Source organism: Shewanella sp. KCT, assembly GCF_007636505.1.
Taxonomy (GTDB): domain Bacteria; phylum Pseudomonadota; class Gammaproteobacteria; order Enterobacterales; family Shewanellaceae; genus Shewanella; species Shewanella halotolerans.
The window spans coordinates 223,736-241,920 of record NZ_LVDJ01000004.1 but is presented as its reverse complement, the minus strand read 5'-3'; the positions used below and the strand labels follow the sequence as shown (position 1 = coordinate 241,920).

Here is an 18,185-nt window from a genome sequence, read left to right as displayed (position 1 = left end):
AGCCTACCTCTCCCTCTATTACTTGCCATCTTAGCTACCTGCGGCGACCTCTTCTTCTGCCGCCTTGAGTATTTTCCTGGGCCTGAAACGGCAAGGCCGTCGGCGCAAACTCTTTCATTACCTTTCGGTACACGTCTCGTTTAAAGGATACCACCTGTCTGACCGGATACCAGTAACTGACCCAACGCCAGTCATCAAACTCCGGGTGGCCGCTTGCCGCCAGATCGATGGCAGACTCCTGACTCTTCAACTGTAATAGAAACCACTTCTGCTTCTGTCCGATACATAAGGGTTTACTGTCTTGCCTAATTAACCGTTTAGGTAATCTATAACGCAACCAGGAACGAGTTGAGGTTAACACTTGCACATGTTCAGGCCTTAACCCAACTTCTTCATACAACTCCCGATACATGGCTTGCTCGGCGCTTTCGCCTTCATCCACGCCACCTTGCGGAAATTGCCAGGAATGTTGACCAAATCTTCTGGCCCACATCACCTGCCCAAAGCGATTACAGATAATGATGCCTACATTTGCACGAAAGCCGTCACTATCAATCACATGGACTCCAAAATGAAATATTCTAATGAATCGATTGTTTCACAAAGCGGCGTCGGCGGCAATTCCCCATTAACAGATATTGTTTGGATAAAAAACTAAAATTTTTACTTTTATCAACAGAGCCTGGCGAGCAAACTCGGGGATATCCACAAAATCTGTGGATATCTCTGTTTGAAACTCAGTTAAAATTGTCAATTTAGCCAAATCACAGATCAAAACCCAAGCAGATGCCAGCCGAAATTTAAACGATAAACAACTGTAATTAAATAAAAATTAATTGTTCACACTATGAGATCATTTGTTCACACTCAGAGATCGCACAAAAAACACCCAAAGCCTGTGTCAAGTAAAAAACCAAATAAAGTCCCCAAAGGTTATTCACAGACAAATAGATTTATCGACTCTTACAGCGGAAAAATGTCATCAAAATCCCCTTGACAAGGGTTTTTTTATTCTGCCATGTGACAGACTTATTCAGTTATCCAATAAATCTGTGGATAAGTGTGTTGGAAAGGGTGGGGAAATCACAGAGTAACTTAAATAACTCGCGATGTTCCTAAATGAACAATATGGCTAAAGCTATGTTTTTCAGTAACTTAATTTAAAAAGGCTCAAGGATCTCCCTGTCCTAAAAAGATCGCACAATTTTTAACCTCGATTGATTAAGTGCATAACTCGGGTAAAATCCCCCCCATGAAAAGTAAAATTCTTCCCCCCGAATCCCTCGACGAGCTAATGCAGCGCGCCCAGGAGATGGCCGGACTCACTCTGGGGCAGCTGGCCGAGCTTCACCATGTCGCCGTGCCGAGCAACCTGAAACGAGACAAAGGCTGGATAGGCCAGCTTATCGAACTCGAACTGGGGGCCACCGCCGGCTCTAAGCCGGAGCAGGACTTTCTCCATCTCGGCGTCGAGCTCAAAACCATCCCTGTGGATGAATCGGGTAAGCCGCTAGAGACCACCTATGTCACCGTCGCCCCGCTGATGAATATCAACGGCCTCAGATGGCAGGAGAGTCTGGTGTACCACAAGCTACAGCGGGTGCTGTGGATCCCGGTGGAAGGCATTCGCCACAAGCCGATTGGCGAACGGCGCATCGGCAGTCCCATCCTCTGGACCCCGAGCGAAGAAGAAATGGCGCAGATACGTCAGGACTGGGAAGAGATCATGGAGCTTATCGCCTTAGGCAAGGTCGAGCAGATCACCGCCCGTCACGGCGAGGTGCTGCAGCTCAGGCCCAAAGGCGCCAACAGCCGCGCGCTCACCCAGAGCATAGCGCAGGATGGTCAGGTTAAACTCACCAACCCGCGGGGCTTCTATCTTAAGATCCCCTTCACCCAGCAGATCTTGAGCCGCTATTTCTAGGCGATTTGAGCCGCTATTTGCCGGCGATTTGCGCTGCTATTAGTGGGCGATTCAAACCAGATTTCAGTATCTAGTCAAAAGGGGTGACAGAGAAGGGTCATTTCTCACACTTTAGACTTTTAGATAATCGACAAAGTGCGCCCCTTTCTGTCAGCATCCCCCAAGAAAAAAACAATCACCACGGTCACTTAACACTTGTTCAACATAAATTTGTCGCTTTTTTGGCACATCTAGACTTCATTTGACTTAGATCACAAATATCACTGGAAATTGTAGGGGTGTTTTCTATACACTAGCGCATCCTGAGATTTGTGCAGCATTTAGGAATTTTCTGTCACTGTGAGAGCACGCATTCAAGCAAAGAAGCTCGTATTTGCCATTTTCGCTTGGGCTATTGCCATGGCGGCCTTTGTGTTTTTCCGCTATGCGCAAACACCAGAGCTGCCCCAATGGGCGGTAGGCACAGCCGATCTCGCGACCCTGGCGATCTATATGGGGATCATCTTTGGTAGTCTGCACTGGATGTCGAACCTGATCGCCGACTTTAGCGCCATCAATCGCCTGCCCTATCTGTTTTCGGTGATCTTCAAGGGACTCTTCCTCTTGCTTGGGGCGACCACCCTCGCCTACATGACCCAGTTCCTCAACATGTGGGCCATCGAGAACCATATGTCGACCCTCAGGCAAATGTTGACCGCACATATTCTCTACAGCCCCTCGTTCCAGGCCCTGATCATCTACCTGGTGGTGGTGCGTGTCGGCCTGGCCTTCATTGAGCAGATGGCGCTGTTGGTCGGCCCACGTATTCTGTTTAATATCGGCTTGGGTAAATACCACAGGCCAAGGTACGAACAGCGCCTGTTTCTCTATCTGGACATGGTGGCCTCGACCACCCACGCGGAATCTCTGGGTGACTATCGCTTCAGTCGCCTGATCCAGGACTGCTTTAGCCTGTTATCGGACACTGTGGTCAATAACGACGCCGAGATCTATCGCTACATGGGTGATGCCGTGCTGATCCACTGGCCACTGGAAAACGGCATCATAGAAGATCGCAGCTTCAATATTTATTATGAGTTCAGCCAGCAGCTTAACTGGCAGCGCAAGTACTTCGAAGAGCAGTATGGTTTCGTGCCTAAGTTTAAGGCGGCGGCCCACTGTGGTCAGGTGGTGGCGGCTGTGGTTGGGGTGCAAAAGCAAGAGATCAGCTTCTTCAGCGACGTGCTCAATACCCTGGCGAGACTCCAAGATCAGTGTAACCCACTGGGGCAGCGGATGCTAATCTCAGGCTCACTGCAGTCTCTTATCGATACTGGCGACAGTCACTACGACTTTACCAACCTTGGTCCAATCAAACTCAAGGGGAAACAACACTCTATCGAGGTGTATGGCGTTTCCCCCAAGGGTAGCAACAGTTAGGGCTAACTCTCCGCCTGTTCCAACAAGCTTTGAATCGCCTTACCTAAGGTTCTGAAAGTCATGATACGGCTGGAGGTCTGACGCCAGACCAGGCCGATATCCCGGTAAGGCGCCTCGCCCGGCGGCGTCAGGGCGGTGAGATCCGTATCGTTCAAAATCCCCGCATCTATCGCCATCTGTGGCAAGAAGGTGGTCCCCAACTTGCTGTTTACCATCTGTACCAGGGTATGCAGACTCGTCGCCGCGAAGGGGTTGATCTTGTCGCTATCCGCCAGACTGCAGGCGCTGATGGCATGGCCGGTAATACAGTGTTCCGACTGCAACAGGAAGATGCTCTCATCGGGCAGCGCCTTGTAATCTATCGGCTGGTGCACCTCACTGCTGAGCTCCTTATGCATCACCAGCTTAAAGGGATCTATCCCCACCTTCATGCTGTGATAGCCACTGGTGTCGGCCGGCAGAGCCAGCAGCAACAGATCCAGCTCGCCCTTACCCAGGGCGTCCAATAGTCGCTCAGTGGTATCTTCCTTCAGAAACAACGTCAGTTCGGGGTATTCCTGCTGACAGAGTTTCACCACCCGGCTCAGCAGAAACGGCGCAATGGTGGGAATACAGCCCAGGCGAATATCCCCCGTCATAGGCTGGCCCTGATGCTTAACCAGCTCCACCAGATCGTCGACGTCGGTGAGCAACTTGCGCGAGCGCTGCACCACCTCCTCGCCGATGGCGGTGAAGATGAAGGACTTATGATCACGCTCGATCAGCTGATGACCCAGCTGTTCCTCCAGGTTTTGAATCCCACTCGACAGGGTCGACTGGCTCACGTGGCACAACTTGGCCGCGCGATTAAAGTTCTGTTCCTGATAGAGATTGACCAGATAGTAAAGGTTTTTCAGGCTCGGCAGATGTTTCATAAAATCGATTACCAACTTCCATTTACATTCAATTACTCAATCTAACTCTAGCACAAGCGGCCCCAGGATTAACCCTTTCTTATGCCAGAAGTGTGAAGCGCTGCCCAAAAGCGGCCAAATAGTACACAAATAAAAACGCCCCCGATGATCTTTCATCGAGGGCGCTATCAATCTTTGCTGGCTTTTATGTACAGGCTTTAGCGTACAGGCTTGGCCTACTACTTTGCCGTTTTAGGCCTTAGATTCCAGATAGGCCTTCAGCTCGGCCAGATCTTTGCTGGCATTGTCCACGATCACCTGCAGCCAGGTGCCGTGCTCGGCTGGCCACTCGGCCGCCTCGCCATGTTGCAGCAACTGAGCATACTGCTGGATGCGTTTCAGTCCCACAGAACCGGCAGCGCCTTTGAATTTGTGCGCCTCAGAACATAAGGTATCTTTGTCTTGTGCTTCCTTAGCGTTGACCAGGTTGCCAACATACTCGGGCATCAACTGTTCAAACAAGACGACACTCTTTAGCAAAGTGCCCGCACCGATAGCGCTGCAGTACTGCTCAAGTGTGTTGAGATCCAATATTGATTCTAACTCGGCTGTTGCCATCTTAAGGCACCTCTCGAAAAAAGCTGACGGGACAAGAATAAAATTCACCCCATAATAGCGCCTAGAATGGCGGGCGCAACTAATTGAAGCATATGCAAGTTAAATACCTCCTTATTTAACCTTTCATTAACCATGCGTTAAATTAATTGCTCAATTGTTCACGTTTTTTGCGCCTAAACCGACAAATGATCACCTGCCGAATCGGTCAAATAATGCCCCTGGCCGCCCAGGCGTTCCAGGTTCTTGACGATGGCCACCAACCCCTCCCAGCGATAGGCACACCAGTCGGGTGCCAGCAGCATAGGCTTCTTGGCGTAGGCGGTAACACGATGAAAAATCACTTCTTTAGGCGTGAGACGAATCAACTCGCCGACACTCTCGGCGTAGGCTTCCTGGGTCAATAAACTCATTCGCCCTGCCCGCCAGGCCTTGGCCATGGTGCTGCCCTCGACGATATGCAGTGGATGAATTTTGAGCCCATCGACCCCGGCATCCAGCACCGCCCTGTGACTGGCTAAATAGTCCTCATGGTTCTCACCTGGCAGCCCCAAGATCAGGTGGGTACACACCTTTAATCCCGCCTTTCTCGCCCGGGTGACAGTATCACGATACTCCTCGAAACCATGTCCACGATTGATCCGCTTAAGCGTCTCAAGGTTGGCGCTTTGCAGGCCGAGCTCCAGCCACACCTCCAGGCCACGGGCCTGATAACCGGCCAGCAGGGCGATCACCTCGTCGCTGACACAATCGGGGCGGGTGCCGACACACAGGCCGACGATATCGCTGTCGGCCACCGCCTCATCATAGCGCTGTTTGAGCAACTGATACTCATCATAGGTGCTGGTGTAGGCCTGAAAGTAGGCGATGAACTTGCTGGATTTGCCCTGGGCGCGCTGGCGGCCATTGGCCAGCTGCACGGCGATGCTGTCTACCGAGCCATGCTCATGGCTGAAGGAGGCCACATTACAGAAGGTACAGCCACCCCGTCCCAGGCTGCCGTCACGATTGGGGCAGGTAAACTTGGCATCCAGGGTCAGCTTCTTGAGGCGCTGGCCATACTGACGCTTGCAATGCAGGCCAAAGGTGTTGACATGGCTATCCAGTCCCACGGGGTATTCTCTCGTTCGATAAAAGGGCGGCGATTGTAACTGGCTTGATGGCGCCATTCTTGGTGCTACATCAATTTTTGGCGCCTTTCCCGGCGCGCCAGCTCACAAAGCTGGTGCAAACTTAGGGGCGCAGCACAGTATCGGCTAATACATTGGTCTAAGATTTGTTAAATAATTCACTGTATATGCAATAAAAATCACTTTTTTAGATTAAAAGACAATAATCCTTTTTGTTACATTTTGGTAAAAAATATTCAGGACAACTTCCAAAATTCTTTTTATTCATAATGTTATACAGCAACTTTTACAGTTGACGTTAACGTAAGGTTAAATTATAAACCGTATTAAACGCCCTACCCTAGTCATACTTTATGCATAAATTTGAATTGACCTTTTACTAGGCAAAAGTTAATTTGGATGGTTCGGGTGCACATCAATCGCTTGAATTTCCCCGACGTAGTATTGGTTAGTATTAGGGAGTTTTTATATGAGCTTGTATCACCCCAGTTTTGAACGAGATAACTGTGGTTTTGGCTTAATCGCCCAGATGGATGGCGAAGCCAGCCATAGAATTGTACGTACAGCCATTCATGGCCTGGATCGCATGAAACACCGTGGTGGTATTGCCGCCGACGGTCGTACCGGCGATGGTTGTGGCCTACTTATGCAACTCCCCATTAAATTCTTCGAAGCCGTGGCCAGCGAGAACGACTGGCACCTGAGCCGTAAGTTTGCCGTGGGCATGCTGTTCTTAAGCCAAGATGAGGAAAAGGCCAACTACACCAAACGCACCCTGGAACGTGAGCTGGAGAAAGAGACACTGAGTGTGGCCGGTTGGCGTGAAGTCCCGGTCAACCCTGAGGTATTAGGCCCCATAGGCCAGGCCAGCCAGCCCAAGATCTGGCAGGTGCTGATCAACTCGCCCATAGGTTGGCGTGAGAAAGATCTCGAGCGTCGCCTCTATATGGCCCGTCGCCGCCTCGAGCAGCAGATGACAGACTGTAAAGACTTCTATGTTGCCAGCCTCTCTGGCCAGGTGATCGTCTACAAGGGGCTGATGATGCCCGCCGATCTACCGGCCTTCTATCCGGATCTGGCCGACATACGTCTGCAAAGCGCCATCTGCCTATTCCATCAGCGCTTCTCAACCAATACCTCGCCCAAGTGGCCGCTGGCACAGCCGTTCCGTTATCTTGCCCACAACGGCGAGATCAACACCATAACCGGTAACCGTCAGTGGGCCCGCGCCCGCGCCTACAAATTTAATGCGCCGCTGCTGCCGGATCTGCAGCAGGCCGCGCCTTTCGTCAACGAGAGCGGATCCGACTCCTCCTCATTAGATAACATGCTGGAGATGCTACTTGCCGGCGGCATGGACCTCTACCGTGCCATGCGCTTGCTTATTCCGCCCGCGTGGCAGAGTAACCCAGAGATGGACGATGAGCTGAAGGCCTTCTACGACTTCAACTCCATGCATATGGAGCCCTGGGACGGCCCGGCAGGCATAGTGATGACCAACGGCCGCCATGTGGCCTGCGCCGTCGACCGTAACGGCCTGCGCCCGTCACGCTATGTGATCACCAAAGACCGTATCCTGACCCTGGCCTCTGAGATCGGCATCTGGGACTATGCCCCGGACGAAGTGGTCGAGAAGGGCCGTGTAGGCCCGGGTGAGCTGTTGGTGCTCGACACCCTCAACGGTCAACTCTACTCCTCGTTTGAGATCGATAACGACCTTAAGCGCCGCCACCCCTACAAGGAGTGGATGGCCAAGAACAGTCAGACCCTGATCCCCGCCGAGCAGATGCCGAGCGAAGCCCAGGGCGTATGTGAGTTCTCCGCCGACACCCTGCTGCAATATCAGAAGCAGTTCGGCTACTCCCGCGAGGAGCTTGAGCAGGTGATCTGGGTACTGGCCGAGAAAGGCGAAGAAGCCACAGGCTCCATGGGCGACGATACGCCTATGGCCGTGCTGTCGAAGAAGTCCCGTACCCTGTACGACTACTTCCGTCAGAAATTCGCCCAGGTGACCAACCCGCCAATCGATCCGCTGCGTGAAAAGCATGTGATGTCCCTGGCCACCTGTGTCGGCCGTGAGCAGAACCTGTTTAACGAGACCACGGGCCACGCCTACCGCGTGATGTTCAGCTCGCCTATCCTGCTCTACAGCGACTTCAACCAGCTGCTGGCACTGGATTCAACCTACTACCGCGCTAACACTGTCGATCTTAACTATGACCTTAGTGAAGGCTTAGAGGCAGCCATTCGCCGAGTCTGCGACGAGGCCGAGCGCCTGGCACGTACCGGCACCACACTGCTGATCCTCTCCGACAGGGCAACCGACAAGAGCAAGCAGGTGATCCCCGCCGCCATGGCCGTGGGCGCCGTGCAGCGCGTGCTGGTCGACAAGAGCCTGAGATGCGACACCAACATCATAGTCGAGACCGCCTCGGCCAGAGATCCGCACCACTTCGCGGTGCTGCTGGGCTTTGGCGCCACAGCCATCTATCCTTATCTGGCCTACGAGAGCATCTCGGCGCTGGCCAGCCGTCATGGCGTACGCGAGACCCAGCAGCTGATGCTCAACTTCCGTCAGGGCATAGACAAGGGGCTGCGTAAGATCATGTCTAAGATGGGGATCAGTACCGTTGCCTCCTACCGCTGTAGTCAGCAGTTCGAAGCCATCGGCCTGTCATCTGAGGTGGTCGAGCTCTGCTTTAAGGGTGTGGTCAGCCGCATCGAAGGCGCGAGCTTTGCCCTGCTGGAGAAAGATCAACAGACACTGCAAAAGCTTGCCTTCCAGGCCCATCAGCCCCTGCCTCAGGGCGGCCTGCTGAAATATGTTGAAGGCGGTGAGTACCACTGCTTCAACCCAGATGTGGTCAACACACTGCAGCAGAGCCTGCGCGATCAGGACTATGGCGTCTACAAGCGCTTCACCGAGTTGGTGGACGACAGACCTGTGGCGACCCTGAGGGATCTTTTCACCGTCAAGGGTGACAATCAGGCTGTCGAACTCGACAAGGTCGAGGGCGCCGAGACCCTTTACCCAAGATTCGACAGCGCCGCCATGAGTATCGGCGCCCTCAGCCCAGAGGCCCACGAGGCGCTGGCCGTGGCCATGAACCGCCTCGGCGGTCGCTCCAACTCGGGCGAAGGCGGGGAAGATCCGCGCCGCTTCAACTCGGAGCGTAATTCGGCCATCAAGCAGATCGCCTCGGGCCGCTTCGGCGTCACGGCGCACTATCTGGTGAACGCCGAGGTACTGCAGATCAAGGTCGCCCAGGGCGCCAAGCCCGGCGAAGGCGGTCAGCTGCCAGGCGACAAGGTGAGCGTAGAGATCGCCGCGCTGCGTAACGCGCGCCCCGGCGTCACCCTGATCTCACCGCCGCCGCACCATGATATCTACTCCATCGAAGACTTGGCTCAGCTGATCTTCGACCTTAAGCAGATCAACCCCAAGGCGATGATCTCGGTCAAGCTGGTATCCGAGCCAGGCGTTGGCACCATCGCCACCGGCGTGGCCAAGGCCTATGCCGACATGATCACCATCTCTGGCTACGACGGTGGCACGGGCGCAAGCCCTATCACCTCGGTGAAATATGCCGGTAGCCCGTGGGAGCTAGGTTTGGCTGAGGTGCATCAGTCGCTGGTCGCCAACGGCCTGCGCCACAAGATCCGCCTGCAGGTGGACGGTGGCCTCAAGACGGGGACAGACGTGATCAAGGCGGCCCTGCTGGGCGCCGAAAGCTTCGGCTTCGGTACCGTGCCTATGATCGCCCTGGGTTGTAAGTACCTGCGTATCTGCCACCTGAACAACTGCGCCACCGGCGTGGCGACCCAGAACAAGCAGCTGAGGGACAATCACTACCACGGCCTGCCCGAGCGCGTGATGACCTACTTCGAGTTTATGGCCCGCGAGATCCGCGAGTGGATGGCCGCTCTCGGGGTGACCGAGTTCGAACAGCTAGTGGGTCGCAGCGACTGGCTCGCGGCGCTTGAAGGCGCCACAGACAAGCAGCAACAGCTGGATCTGTCCGCCATCCTCCACAAACCAGAGGTACCAGAGGGCTGCGCCCTCACCTGGCGCGAGACCAACCCGACCGACGACAAGGGCAAGCTTAACCAGAAGATTTTGAGCCACTGCCAAGCAGCCGTCGATCAGGGCGAGCCACTGACCGCGCGCTTCGAGATCAACAACACCGACCGCTCGGTAGGCGCGGCGCTGTCTGGCTACATTGCCACCAAAGTCGGCCGTCAGGGTGCCAAGGCGCCGATACAGCTTAACTTCAGCGGCAGCGCGGGCCAGAGCTTCGGCGTCTGGAACGCCCCGGGCCTATCACTGGATCTGTGCGGCGATGCCAACGACTATGTAGGCAAAGGCATGTCGGGCGGCAAGATCACCCTCTATCCGCCTGTGGGTAGCATGTTCCAGAGCGAAAAGAGCGTCATCCTGGGCAACACCTGTCTCTACGGCGCCAGCGGCGGTAAGCTGTTTGCGGCCGGTCAGGCGGGCGAACGTTTCGCAGTGCGTAACTCTGGCGCCATCGCCGTGGTCGAAGGCCTGGGCGATAACGGCTGTGAGTATATGACTGGCGGCATCGTGGTAGTGCTGGGTAAGACGGGCGTTAACTTCGGCGCCGGCATGACGGGCGGCTTCGCCTATGTGTTCGACCGCTTCGGCCACTTCAACCGCCGTCTCAATACCGAGATGGTGGATATGCAGAAGGTGACGGCGCCGATACAGCAACAGCACCTCAAGGGGCTGATCGAAGAGCACGTGGCCGAGACCGGCAGCGAGCACGCCAAGATGTTGTTGAACGACTTTGAAAACTGGATCGATTGTTTCGTCCTGGTCAAGCCTAAGAATGTGGCGCTCGATGATCTCCTGCGTCTGGAACAAACTGAACCTGCATTAGCAGTGGTAGCGGGGTAATGGCCATGAGTAACGATTTTCAATTTATCGAAGTAGGCCGTAAGGATCCGACCAAGCATGACGCCAAGCATCGCGCCACGCAGTTTATCGAGATCTATCAGCCCTTTGCACAGCCTCAGGTCAACGAGCAGGCAGACCGCTGCCTCGACTGTGGTAACCCATATTGTGAGTGGAAATGCCCGCTGCACAACTATATCCCCAACTGGCTGAAGCTGGCCAAACAGGGACGCATACTCGAGGCGGCCGAGCTGGTGCATGAGACCAACACACTGCCTGAGATCTGTGGCCGCGTCTGTCCCCAGGACAGATTATGTGAAGGCGCCTGTACCCTCAACGACGACTTTGGCGCCGTCACCATAGGCAATGTGGAGAAATACATTACCGACACCGCCATCGCCCAGGGCTGGCGCCCGGACATGAGCAAGGTGGTCAAGCGTCAGGAGCGCGTCGCCATCATAGGCGCGGGCCCAGCCGGACTTGGCTGCGCCGACATCCTCGCCCGCAATGGCGTCAAGGCGGTGGTATTCGACAAGCATCCTCAGATAGGCGGCCTGCTCACCTACGGCATTCCCGCCTTCAAGCTGGATAAGTCTGTCATGGAGATCCGCCGCACCGTCCTCGAGGGGATGGGCATAGAGTTTAAGCTGGGCGTCACCGTGGGCCAAGATATCGGCTTCGACACCCTACTGGCCGACTATGATGCCGTCTTCCTCGGCATGGGCACCTACACCCCGATGAAAGCCGGGCTGGAGAACGAAGATGCCAAGGGCGTCTACCAGGCCCTGCCCTACCTGATTGGTAACACCCACAATGTCATGGGTACCACAGACGAAGAGACCCCATATCTGAGCCTGGCCGGTCAGAAAGTAGTAGTGCTCGGGGGCGGCGATACCGCCATGGACTGTGTACGCACCGCCGTCAGACAGGGCGCCAGCGAGGTAACCTGTGTCTACCGCCGCGACGAAGCCAACATGCCTGGCTCACGCCGCGAGGTGCAGAACGCCCGCGAAGAGGGGGTCAACTTCCTGTTCAACCGTCAGCCGACGGCCATCAAGACCAGTGACGGCGCAGTCAGCGGCATCGAATGTGTCGAAACCGCCCTGGGCGCACCGGACGACTCGGGTCGTCGCCGCCCAGAGCCGATCGAGGGTAGCGAACAGCTGATCGAGGCCGATGCCATCATTATCGCCTTCGGCTTCCAGCCGAGCCCCGCCAAGTGGTTTGGCGACTATGGTATAGAGTTAGACCAATGGGGCCGCGTGGTGGCACCTAAGGTCGCCGATAACCCCTTCCAGACCAGCAACCCTAAGGTGTTCGCCGGTGGCGACATGGTGCGCGGCTCCGATCTCGTGGTCACCGCCATCGCCGAGGGCCGCGATGCCGCGCTCGGGATTTTAAACAGCTTCGAGGCTTAAGTCTGAACCGGCTCAGATTAGTTCTGAGCTGCACAATTTGGCTTGTGATTGGCGCTTTAGCTTTGAGTGAGAGTTAAAGCGCTTTTTTTTGCCTGGGGAAAACCAGCCTGGTTTTTGTTTTTGTTACTTCTGGCGGTTTTGGTATTTGGTGGGGTGTTGAAGGCCGCACCTTCATGGCAATCTAGCGCCTGCTCGGCGGGGGCGTATGGGGATCTTATAGGTTGTAGCGTCTACCAGTTTGAGTATTGGGTGGATTGTTGAAGGTCGCACCTTCATTGCAACCTAGCGCCTGCTCGGCGGGGGCGTATGGGGATCTTATAGGTTGTAGCGTCTACCAGTTTGAGTATTGGGTGGATTGTTGAAGGTCGCACCTTCAATGCAACCTAGCGCCTGCCCGGCGGGGGTTGTGCAGATACCCTTGTGAGACGCCGCAAGTACGCTCCCTGTAGGCTCTGCCGTGACATCCCTGTCACGGAAGCTCACCAGTGTATCTACACTCGGTATCTAACGTCTCTTCGATTTAGCGGTATTTGATACGAGTAGCTAATCAGCTAAAGGGGGTCACTTCATGGCTGCCTAGCGCCTGCTCGGCGGGGGCGTGTGGGGATCTTATAGGTTGTAGCGTCTACCTGTCTGAGTGTTTGATGGATTGTTGAAGATCGCACCTTTATGGCAACCTAACGCCAGCCCGGCGGGGGTTGTGCAGATACGTCTGTGACACGCTGTACGCCATCCCTGGCCGCTCTGCGGTTTCATCTGACCTCCAAGGAGGGAGGGAATGCCGAAAAATGTCGGGAACATTTTCGGCCCTGTCACGGAAGCTCACCAGTGTATCTACACTCGGTATCTAACATCTCTTCGATTTAGCGGTATGTGATACAAGTAGCTAATAAACTGATTATTGTGGAAATTTGTGAGGTGTCGATTTAAAGTGGAGCGCTAGCCGAAAAGCTACGGCTAAAAGCCTCAGGCGTTATTCAGGGAGGATTGATGAAGATAAATAAGCTAGAGAACAAGTCGAAGCGTTTAAGAAAGAAGCTGTATCTGGGTGAGTTTGCCACCTTAGGCTTCTATGCCAATTGCCAACTCGATGCCGATCTGGGTGGCAATTTTGATACCTTTTTAGACGACATTATCGCGTTTATCGAAAGCAGAAATCTGATCGCCGGTGGTGGCGGCTCACCAGAAGAGATGAATCTGTTTCTCTGCTCCAATCAGCGTTATGGCTCTGCAACACAAGATGACAGAGCTGCGCTCCAGCAGTGGCTCGAGCGTCATGAAAAGGTGAGCGCAGCACAAGTCGGCGAACTCGTCGACGCCAACTACCAGGCCTAGCCAACTATCGAGCCTAGTCAATTAGGCTCGTTTGACTTCCCCTTGACTCTTTAAGCTGTGAATCAAGTATTTTGAAAGAACCTGACTATAAAACTTACTCGCTCGCCGAGCTAATTGAAGTGAAAGCAAATATAGATAAGACGGCTTACCCAGAGCGCTATCAGTCCCTCATCGACGAGATTGGCTTAAGGGAGCGCCATCCCGAACGCGAGCCCAAACGGGCAGAGGAAACTCAGGCCTCTCCACTATTCCTGATAAAAATCTTATTGGGCTTTGCTGTATTACCCTTTTCATGGCACCTAATTCAAGCATTCAAAACCGGAAGCATAACAAGCAGAGGCCATGTGGTTTACGATCTTGCCACGAATCCACCGGGGTTTTACTTAATCTTCTTTTGGCATTTAGCAGGTTTGATTTTTCTTATCTACTTTATTTGCTTTGGAAAGTTAGAAGAAAAAATCGAATAAACATAACGGAGCTTTAAATGGAACTTACTCTCCTGGCGGATGAACCCGCCGCCGCAGAAACCGTCGCCAAATGGTATTTCGACCAATGGTGCCTTGATTCGGGCAGGCACTCCTTCGAGTTTGTCCTTGAAAACGTCACCAAGGCAACCCGGCGGGACGAGGCCCCCCTATTGGTGCTTGCCAAGATAGATCAAAAACTCGTTGGTGCAGCAGAACTAAAACTCCATGAGATGGAGATGTTTCCCGAATATCAACATTGGCTCGGCGGCGTCTACGTGAGAGCCCACGCCCGAGGACAGGGCATAGCATCCGCCCTAGTCAGCGAAGTGATACGCCTTGCCCGCGAGGCCGGCATCACACACCTCTACCTTCAAACCGAAGATCTCTCGGGCGGTTTGTATAATCAATTTGGTTTTAAATCGCTACATGAGGTTGATTCGAAAGGGGTTCAGGTTTCGGTCATGATGGTGGAACTTTAATTTTCCCCTTTTAGTGAATGGAAGTCCTTTCAGGCTATAGCGTCTGGCTGTTTGGGTATTTGATGGATTATTGAAGGTCGCACCTTCATAGCAACCTAACGCCTGCCCAGCGAGGTCATGTGTTTGTTCTATAGGTTGTAGCGTCGACCTGTTTGAGTATTTGATGGACTATTGAAGGCCGCACCTTCATGGCAACCTAACGCCTGTCCGGCGGGGGTTGTGCAGATACGTCTGTGACACGCTGTCCGCCATCCCTGGCCGCTCTGCGGTTTCATCCCTGAAACCGAAGGTCACAGCCGTATCTACACTCGGTATCTAACGTCTCTTCGATTTGGCCGCTTTTGATAACATTCAGGAAAACTAAATGAGCATTCTGTAGATTGCTCGTCTTGTTTTGGTCCAGCTCACTTTCTCCTTGTTATGTAATGCAGTTATTGATATAAATTTCAGACATTTAAAATTTTTTGTCGCGATGTACATTAGGTGATAATGATTTGCATAGGCAGCATTCTCGCTAATAAGCGTTATATATAAACCCTGATTAGGCACATCAACTAACAAAGTCTATTTTAGTAAAGGAATTTCAATGCAAAACAATCTTAATATACGAGGAGAGCCAATCCAGAGTGTATATAGTGAATTTAAGCAAGGAAAGTATATTGTTAACCGTCGTTATCAAAGAAAACTTGTATGGACATTACCAGAAAAACAGAAGTTTATTGACTCACTTTTGAATCAGTATCCTGTTCCTCTATTTCTTGGGGTGATCTTGGATCACGCATCAAAAGGGCGTTGTTTTGAAATATTAGATGGGATGCAACGATTAGATGCAATAACATCATATATAGACGGTGACTTTCATGTTGGTGGAAAATATTTTGATCTATCTGTAGTTGCTGAAACCAATCGTTTACTAGAGTCAGGAAAGTTAATGCAAAAAGAGCCAAAACTAGATTTTGAATCATGCAAAGCATTACTTAACTATCCTCTACCAATCTCAACATCAAACTACACATCTAATGATAGCGTTGATGAAACGTTCAGAAGAATTAACACTGGCGGTGTTCGCTTGTCTAGGCAGGAAGTTCGCCAAGCTGGAGTTATTTCAGATTTCTCACAATTAGTAAGGAAATGTGCGATATATATTAGAGGGGATGTGTCGCATACTGATATTGTAGAGTTAGATAAAATGAGAGCGATAAGCCTAACCAAAGAAGATCTAGGTTATGGCATTAATATCAAGGATACTTTCTGGAATAAAAACCATATTCTTACAATAGAAAACATATTAGCATCTCGAGATGAAGAGTTGGTTTCTCATGTAATTCTCCATATATTGCTTGGCTCTGATAGCCAAACATCTTCTAAGTTTTTAGATGAAGCATATTCTGAAGGTGCTGATGCTAGCAGAAAAGTAAATGATGCGATTTTAAAGTATGGTTTTGATGCTCTTTATAAACAGTTTTGTTTTACGTTTGACGAACTAACGAAAGTAATTAATGAGTTTCCTGCTGAATACCATACGCATTTGTACAAAGGAAAGCCTAGTAAAGTACAAGGTTCTTACCAAGTTCTATTTATTGCGTTTCATAACCTACTTCTCAAAGAAAATAAAAAAATTCAAAACTATAGGGCTTTAGCCGAGCAATTAAAACACGTAGCCACAGACTGTATGGGTGCTTTAAATGGAGACTACAAGTGGCTCACCAAAGACCGGACTAAAATGGTTAAAGCTGTATGTGGCGTTATAAATTCTCAGTTTGTTGCGAGAGAAGGCTTGGATGTTTCGTCACAGTCATGGGTTGAAAATTTAGAAAATATCTTAAACCAGTCAAAAACTGAAAGTGTTTGTTATGACTTTAAAATTGGACTACATCCATTGTTTGGAGACTGTTCATTTAATGGAAAACTTACTTCGAAAATAGTTAAAACACTGACAGCTATGGCAAACTCTCATGCTGGTGAGAATTATGTAATTCTTGGTGTTGCAGATAGTAAAGAAGATGCATTAAAGCATGAGAAAAAATATGGAATAGCCCCTAGGAGTTATGGAGATTTTTACATCACAGGTATAGGGAGCGAAGCACAGCAACACCACAAAGATATAGATGCCTATCAACAAAAGTTACAGCAAGTTTTGGAAAGTCAACCTATTGATGAAAAAACGAAGCGTTTAATCCAGCGGAATGTTGTTTTCTTTAAGTATTATGAAAAGGACGTTGTAATGTTAAAAATCATACGTGGTGATTCACCAATTAAGTATGACGGAAAAATATACGTAAGAAAGTTGGCAAATACGGATCCGAATCCTATTGATAATGACAAAGAATTTGAGTTCTTTAAAGAATTTATGGAGCAGTCTAAAAGGTACCCATACAATTGATATATAACAATCAAAGGTAGTCGGACGCATAAATGCACCGCTGCTTTGGGCGTTACTGATTAAATACTCTAACGCGTTTATATCCAAAAAAGTTTTAGAACTAGGCCGTCCAGTAACGTTAAATCGAAGAGGCGTTGGATACCTGGTGTAGATACGCCGGTGAGCTTCCGAAACAAGGATGTTTCGGCAGAGCCTACATGGAATGTATTCACGGCGTCTCACAGGCGTGTCTGCACGTGAGCCTGCCGCAGGCAATAGGTAAAACGTGAAGAAATGATTATAAATTAACCTTCAAATACTATTTACGGTAGATGCTAAAGAAGCGAAAACGAATTGCTGCAAGCAATTCAAAATAACGCCTGATGTCTCGGCGTGAGTCCCCCTATCTCGCCACCGAACCACTTTATTGCTATATTAGCGCCCATTATCTTAAGACAGGCTGCGCCTTGGCGCGGCCAGATCCACCTAGACCATAAAGGGTATTCAATGAAAATTGGTATTATCGGCGCCATGGAGCCAGAAGTCGCTCATCTTATCGCGTCTATGACAGACACTCAGACCCAGACCATCGCCGGCATAGAGTTCGTCGCCGGACAGCTTGAGGGTAAAGAGGTGATCGTCACCCGCTCTGGCATCGGCAAGGTCACCGCCAGTGTCGCTACCACACTGCTGATTGAGAAATATGCCCCGGATTATGTGATCAATACAGGCTCGGCGGGCGGCTTCGTCGACAGCCTGGCCATCGGCGATATCGTCATCTCCTCTGAGGTGCGTCACCATGACGTGGACGTAACCGCCTTTGGCTACGAGATTGGCCAGATGGCTCAGCAACCGGCGGCCTTCATGCCAGACAGAACACTGGTCGAGGCGGCCAAGAAGGCGGTGGCGGATCTGGGCGAGGTGAAGGCTATCGAAGGGCTTATCTGCACCGGCGACAGCTTTATCTGCGACCCTGAGCGCACTAAGGTGATGCTGAATAACTTCCCGACCATGGCGGCCTGTGAGATGGAGGGCGCCGCGATTGCCCAGGTGTGTCACCAGTTCAAGGTGCCTTTCGTGGTGATCCGCTCGCTGTCTGACAACGCCAACAACGACTCGCCGGTAGATTTTGACAGCTACCTGGTAAAGGCGGGCCATCATTCGGCGCTGATGGTGATCTCGCTGCTGAAACACCTGTAACTATCAGACTCAGGGACGGCACACAGAC

General features: G+C 51.8%; 14 protein-coding genes. 9 read left to right on the top strand and 5 right to left on the bottom strand.

Going from position 1 to position 18,185, the window contains the following annotated elements:
• Nucleotides 1-34 precede the first annotated feature (34 nt).
• A complete protein-coding gene (gene rppH, locus AYI87_RS08070; protein WP_011864842.1) occupies nt 35-559 on the bottom strand; it encodes an RNA pyrophosphohydrolase in 525 nt (174 codons plus the stop codon).
• Between the two features lie 693 nt (nt 560-1,252).
• Between rppH and mutH the strand changes: the two genes are divergently transcribed.
• Together mutH and AYI87_RS08060 are read left to right on the top strand one after the other, a co-directional pair.
• A complete protein-coding gene (gene mutH / locus AYI87_RS08065) occupies nt 1,253-1,924 on the top strand; it encodes a DNA mismatch repair endonuclease MutH (protein ID WP_011864841.1) in 672 nt (223 codons plus the stop codon).
• A gap of 339 nt (nt 1,925-2,263) precedes the next feature.
• Nucleotides 2,264-3,343: an adenylate/guanylate cyclase domain-containing protein gene (locus AYI87_RS08060; RefSeq protein ID WP_041406482.1), complete on the top strand. Its 1,080-nt coding sequence runs from the start codon at nt 2,264-2,266 to the stop codon at nt 3,341-3,343.
• Between the two features lie 2 nt (nt 3,344-3,345).
• Here the strand turns inward: AYI87_RS08060 and oxyR are convergent, their stop codons facing one another.
• The 3 genes from oxyR to AYI87_RS08045 all read right to left on the bottom strand — a co-directional run bounded on the left by oxyR (nt 3,346) and on the right by AYI87_RS08045 (nt 5,963).
• The gene (gene oxyR, locus AYI87_RS08055; RefSeq protein WP_144201086.1) at nt 3,346-4,257 is read right to left on the bottom strand and encodes a hydrogen peroxide-inducible genes transcriptional activator OxyR; all 912 of its coding nucleotides are present in this window, start codon (nt 4,255-4,257) and stop codon (nt 3,346-3,348) included.
• 231 nt (nt 4,258-4,488) lie between these two features.
• Nucleotides 4,489-4,854: an Hpt domain-containing protein gene (locus tag AYI87_RS08050; protein ID WP_144201084.1), complete on the bottom strand. Its 366-nt coding sequence runs from the start codon at nt 4,852-4,854 to the stop codon at nt 4,489-4,491.
• Nucleotides 4,855-5,027: 173 nt separating this feature from the next.
• Entirely contained in the window at nt 5,028-5,963 is a 936-nt protein-coding gene (locus AYI87_RS08045; RefSeq protein WP_144201082.1) for a TIGR01212 family radical SAM protein, read from the bottom strand.
• A gap of 487 nt (nt 5,964-6,450) precedes the next feature.
• Here AYI87_RS08045 and gltB point away from each other — a divergent pair, with 487 nt between their 5' ends.
• Nucleotides 6,451-10,899, top strand: coding sequence for a glutamate synthase large subunit (gltB, locus tag AYI87_RS08040; RefSeq protein WP_144201080.1), 4,449 nt, complete (start codon nt 6,451-6,453; stop codon nt 10,897-10,899).
• A gap of 5 nt (nt 10,900-10,904) precedes the next feature.
• On the top strand, nt 10,905-12,314 hold the full coding sequence (locus AYI87_RS08035) for an FAD-dependent oxidoreductase (protein ID WP_144201078.1): 1,410 nt from the start codon (nt 10,905-10,907) through the stop codon (nt 12,312-12,314).
• Nucleotides 12,315-12,923: 609 nt separating this feature from the next.
• Here the strand turns inward: AYI87_RS08035 and AYI87_RS21200 are convergent.
• Nucleotides 12,924-13,070 carry a hypothetical protein gene (locus tag AYI87_RS21200; RefSeq protein ID WP_186300588.1) on the bottom strand — a complete coding sequence of 49 codons (147 nt, stop codon included), beginning with the start codon at nt 13,068-13,070 and terminating at the stop codon, nt 12,924-12,926.
• Between the two features lie 234 nt (nt 13,071-13,304).
• Here AYI87_RS21200 and AYI87_RS08030 point away from each other — a divergent pair, with 234 nt between their 5' ends.
• The 5 genes from AYI87_RS08030 to mtnN all read left to right on the top strand — a co-directional run bounded on the left by AYI87_RS08030 (nt 13,305) and on the right by mtnN (nt 18,157).
• Complete coding sequence (locus AYI87_RS08030) at nt 13,305-13,649, top strand: YggL family protein (protein WP_144201076.1); 345 nt, start codon at nt 13,305-13,307, stop codon at nt 13,647-13,649.
• 71 nt (nt 13,650-13,720) lie between these two features.
• Nucleotides 13,721-14,116, top strand: coding sequence for a hypothetical protein (locus AYI87_RS08025; protein WP_144201074.1), 396 nt, complete (start codon nt 13,721-13,723; stop codon nt 14,114-14,116).
• Nucleotides 14,117-14,133: 17 nt separating this feature from the next.
• Nucleotides 14,134-14,595 (top strand): GNAT family N-acetyltransferase, encoded by a 462-nt coding sequence (locus AYI87_RS08020; RefSeq protein ID WP_144201072.1) that lies wholly within the window; start codon nt 14,134-14,136, stop codon nt 14,593-14,595.
• A 586-nt stretch (nt 14,596-15,181) separates the two neighbouring features.
• Entirely contained in the window at nt 15,182-16,978 is a 1,797-nt protein-coding gene (locus tag AYI87_RS08015; RefSeq protein ID WP_144201070.1) for a DUF262 domain-containing protein, read from the top strand.
• A gap of 486 nt (nt 16,979-17,464) precedes the next feature.
• Nucleotides 17,465-18,157: a 5'-methylthioadenosine/S-adenosylhomocysteine nucleosidase gene (gene mtnN / locus AYI87_RS08010; RefSeq protein ID WP_011864831.1), complete on the top strand. Its 693-nt coding sequence runs from the start codon at nt 17,465-17,467 to the stop codon at nt 18,155-18,157.
• Nucleotides 18,158-18,185 lie beyond the last annotated feature (28 nt).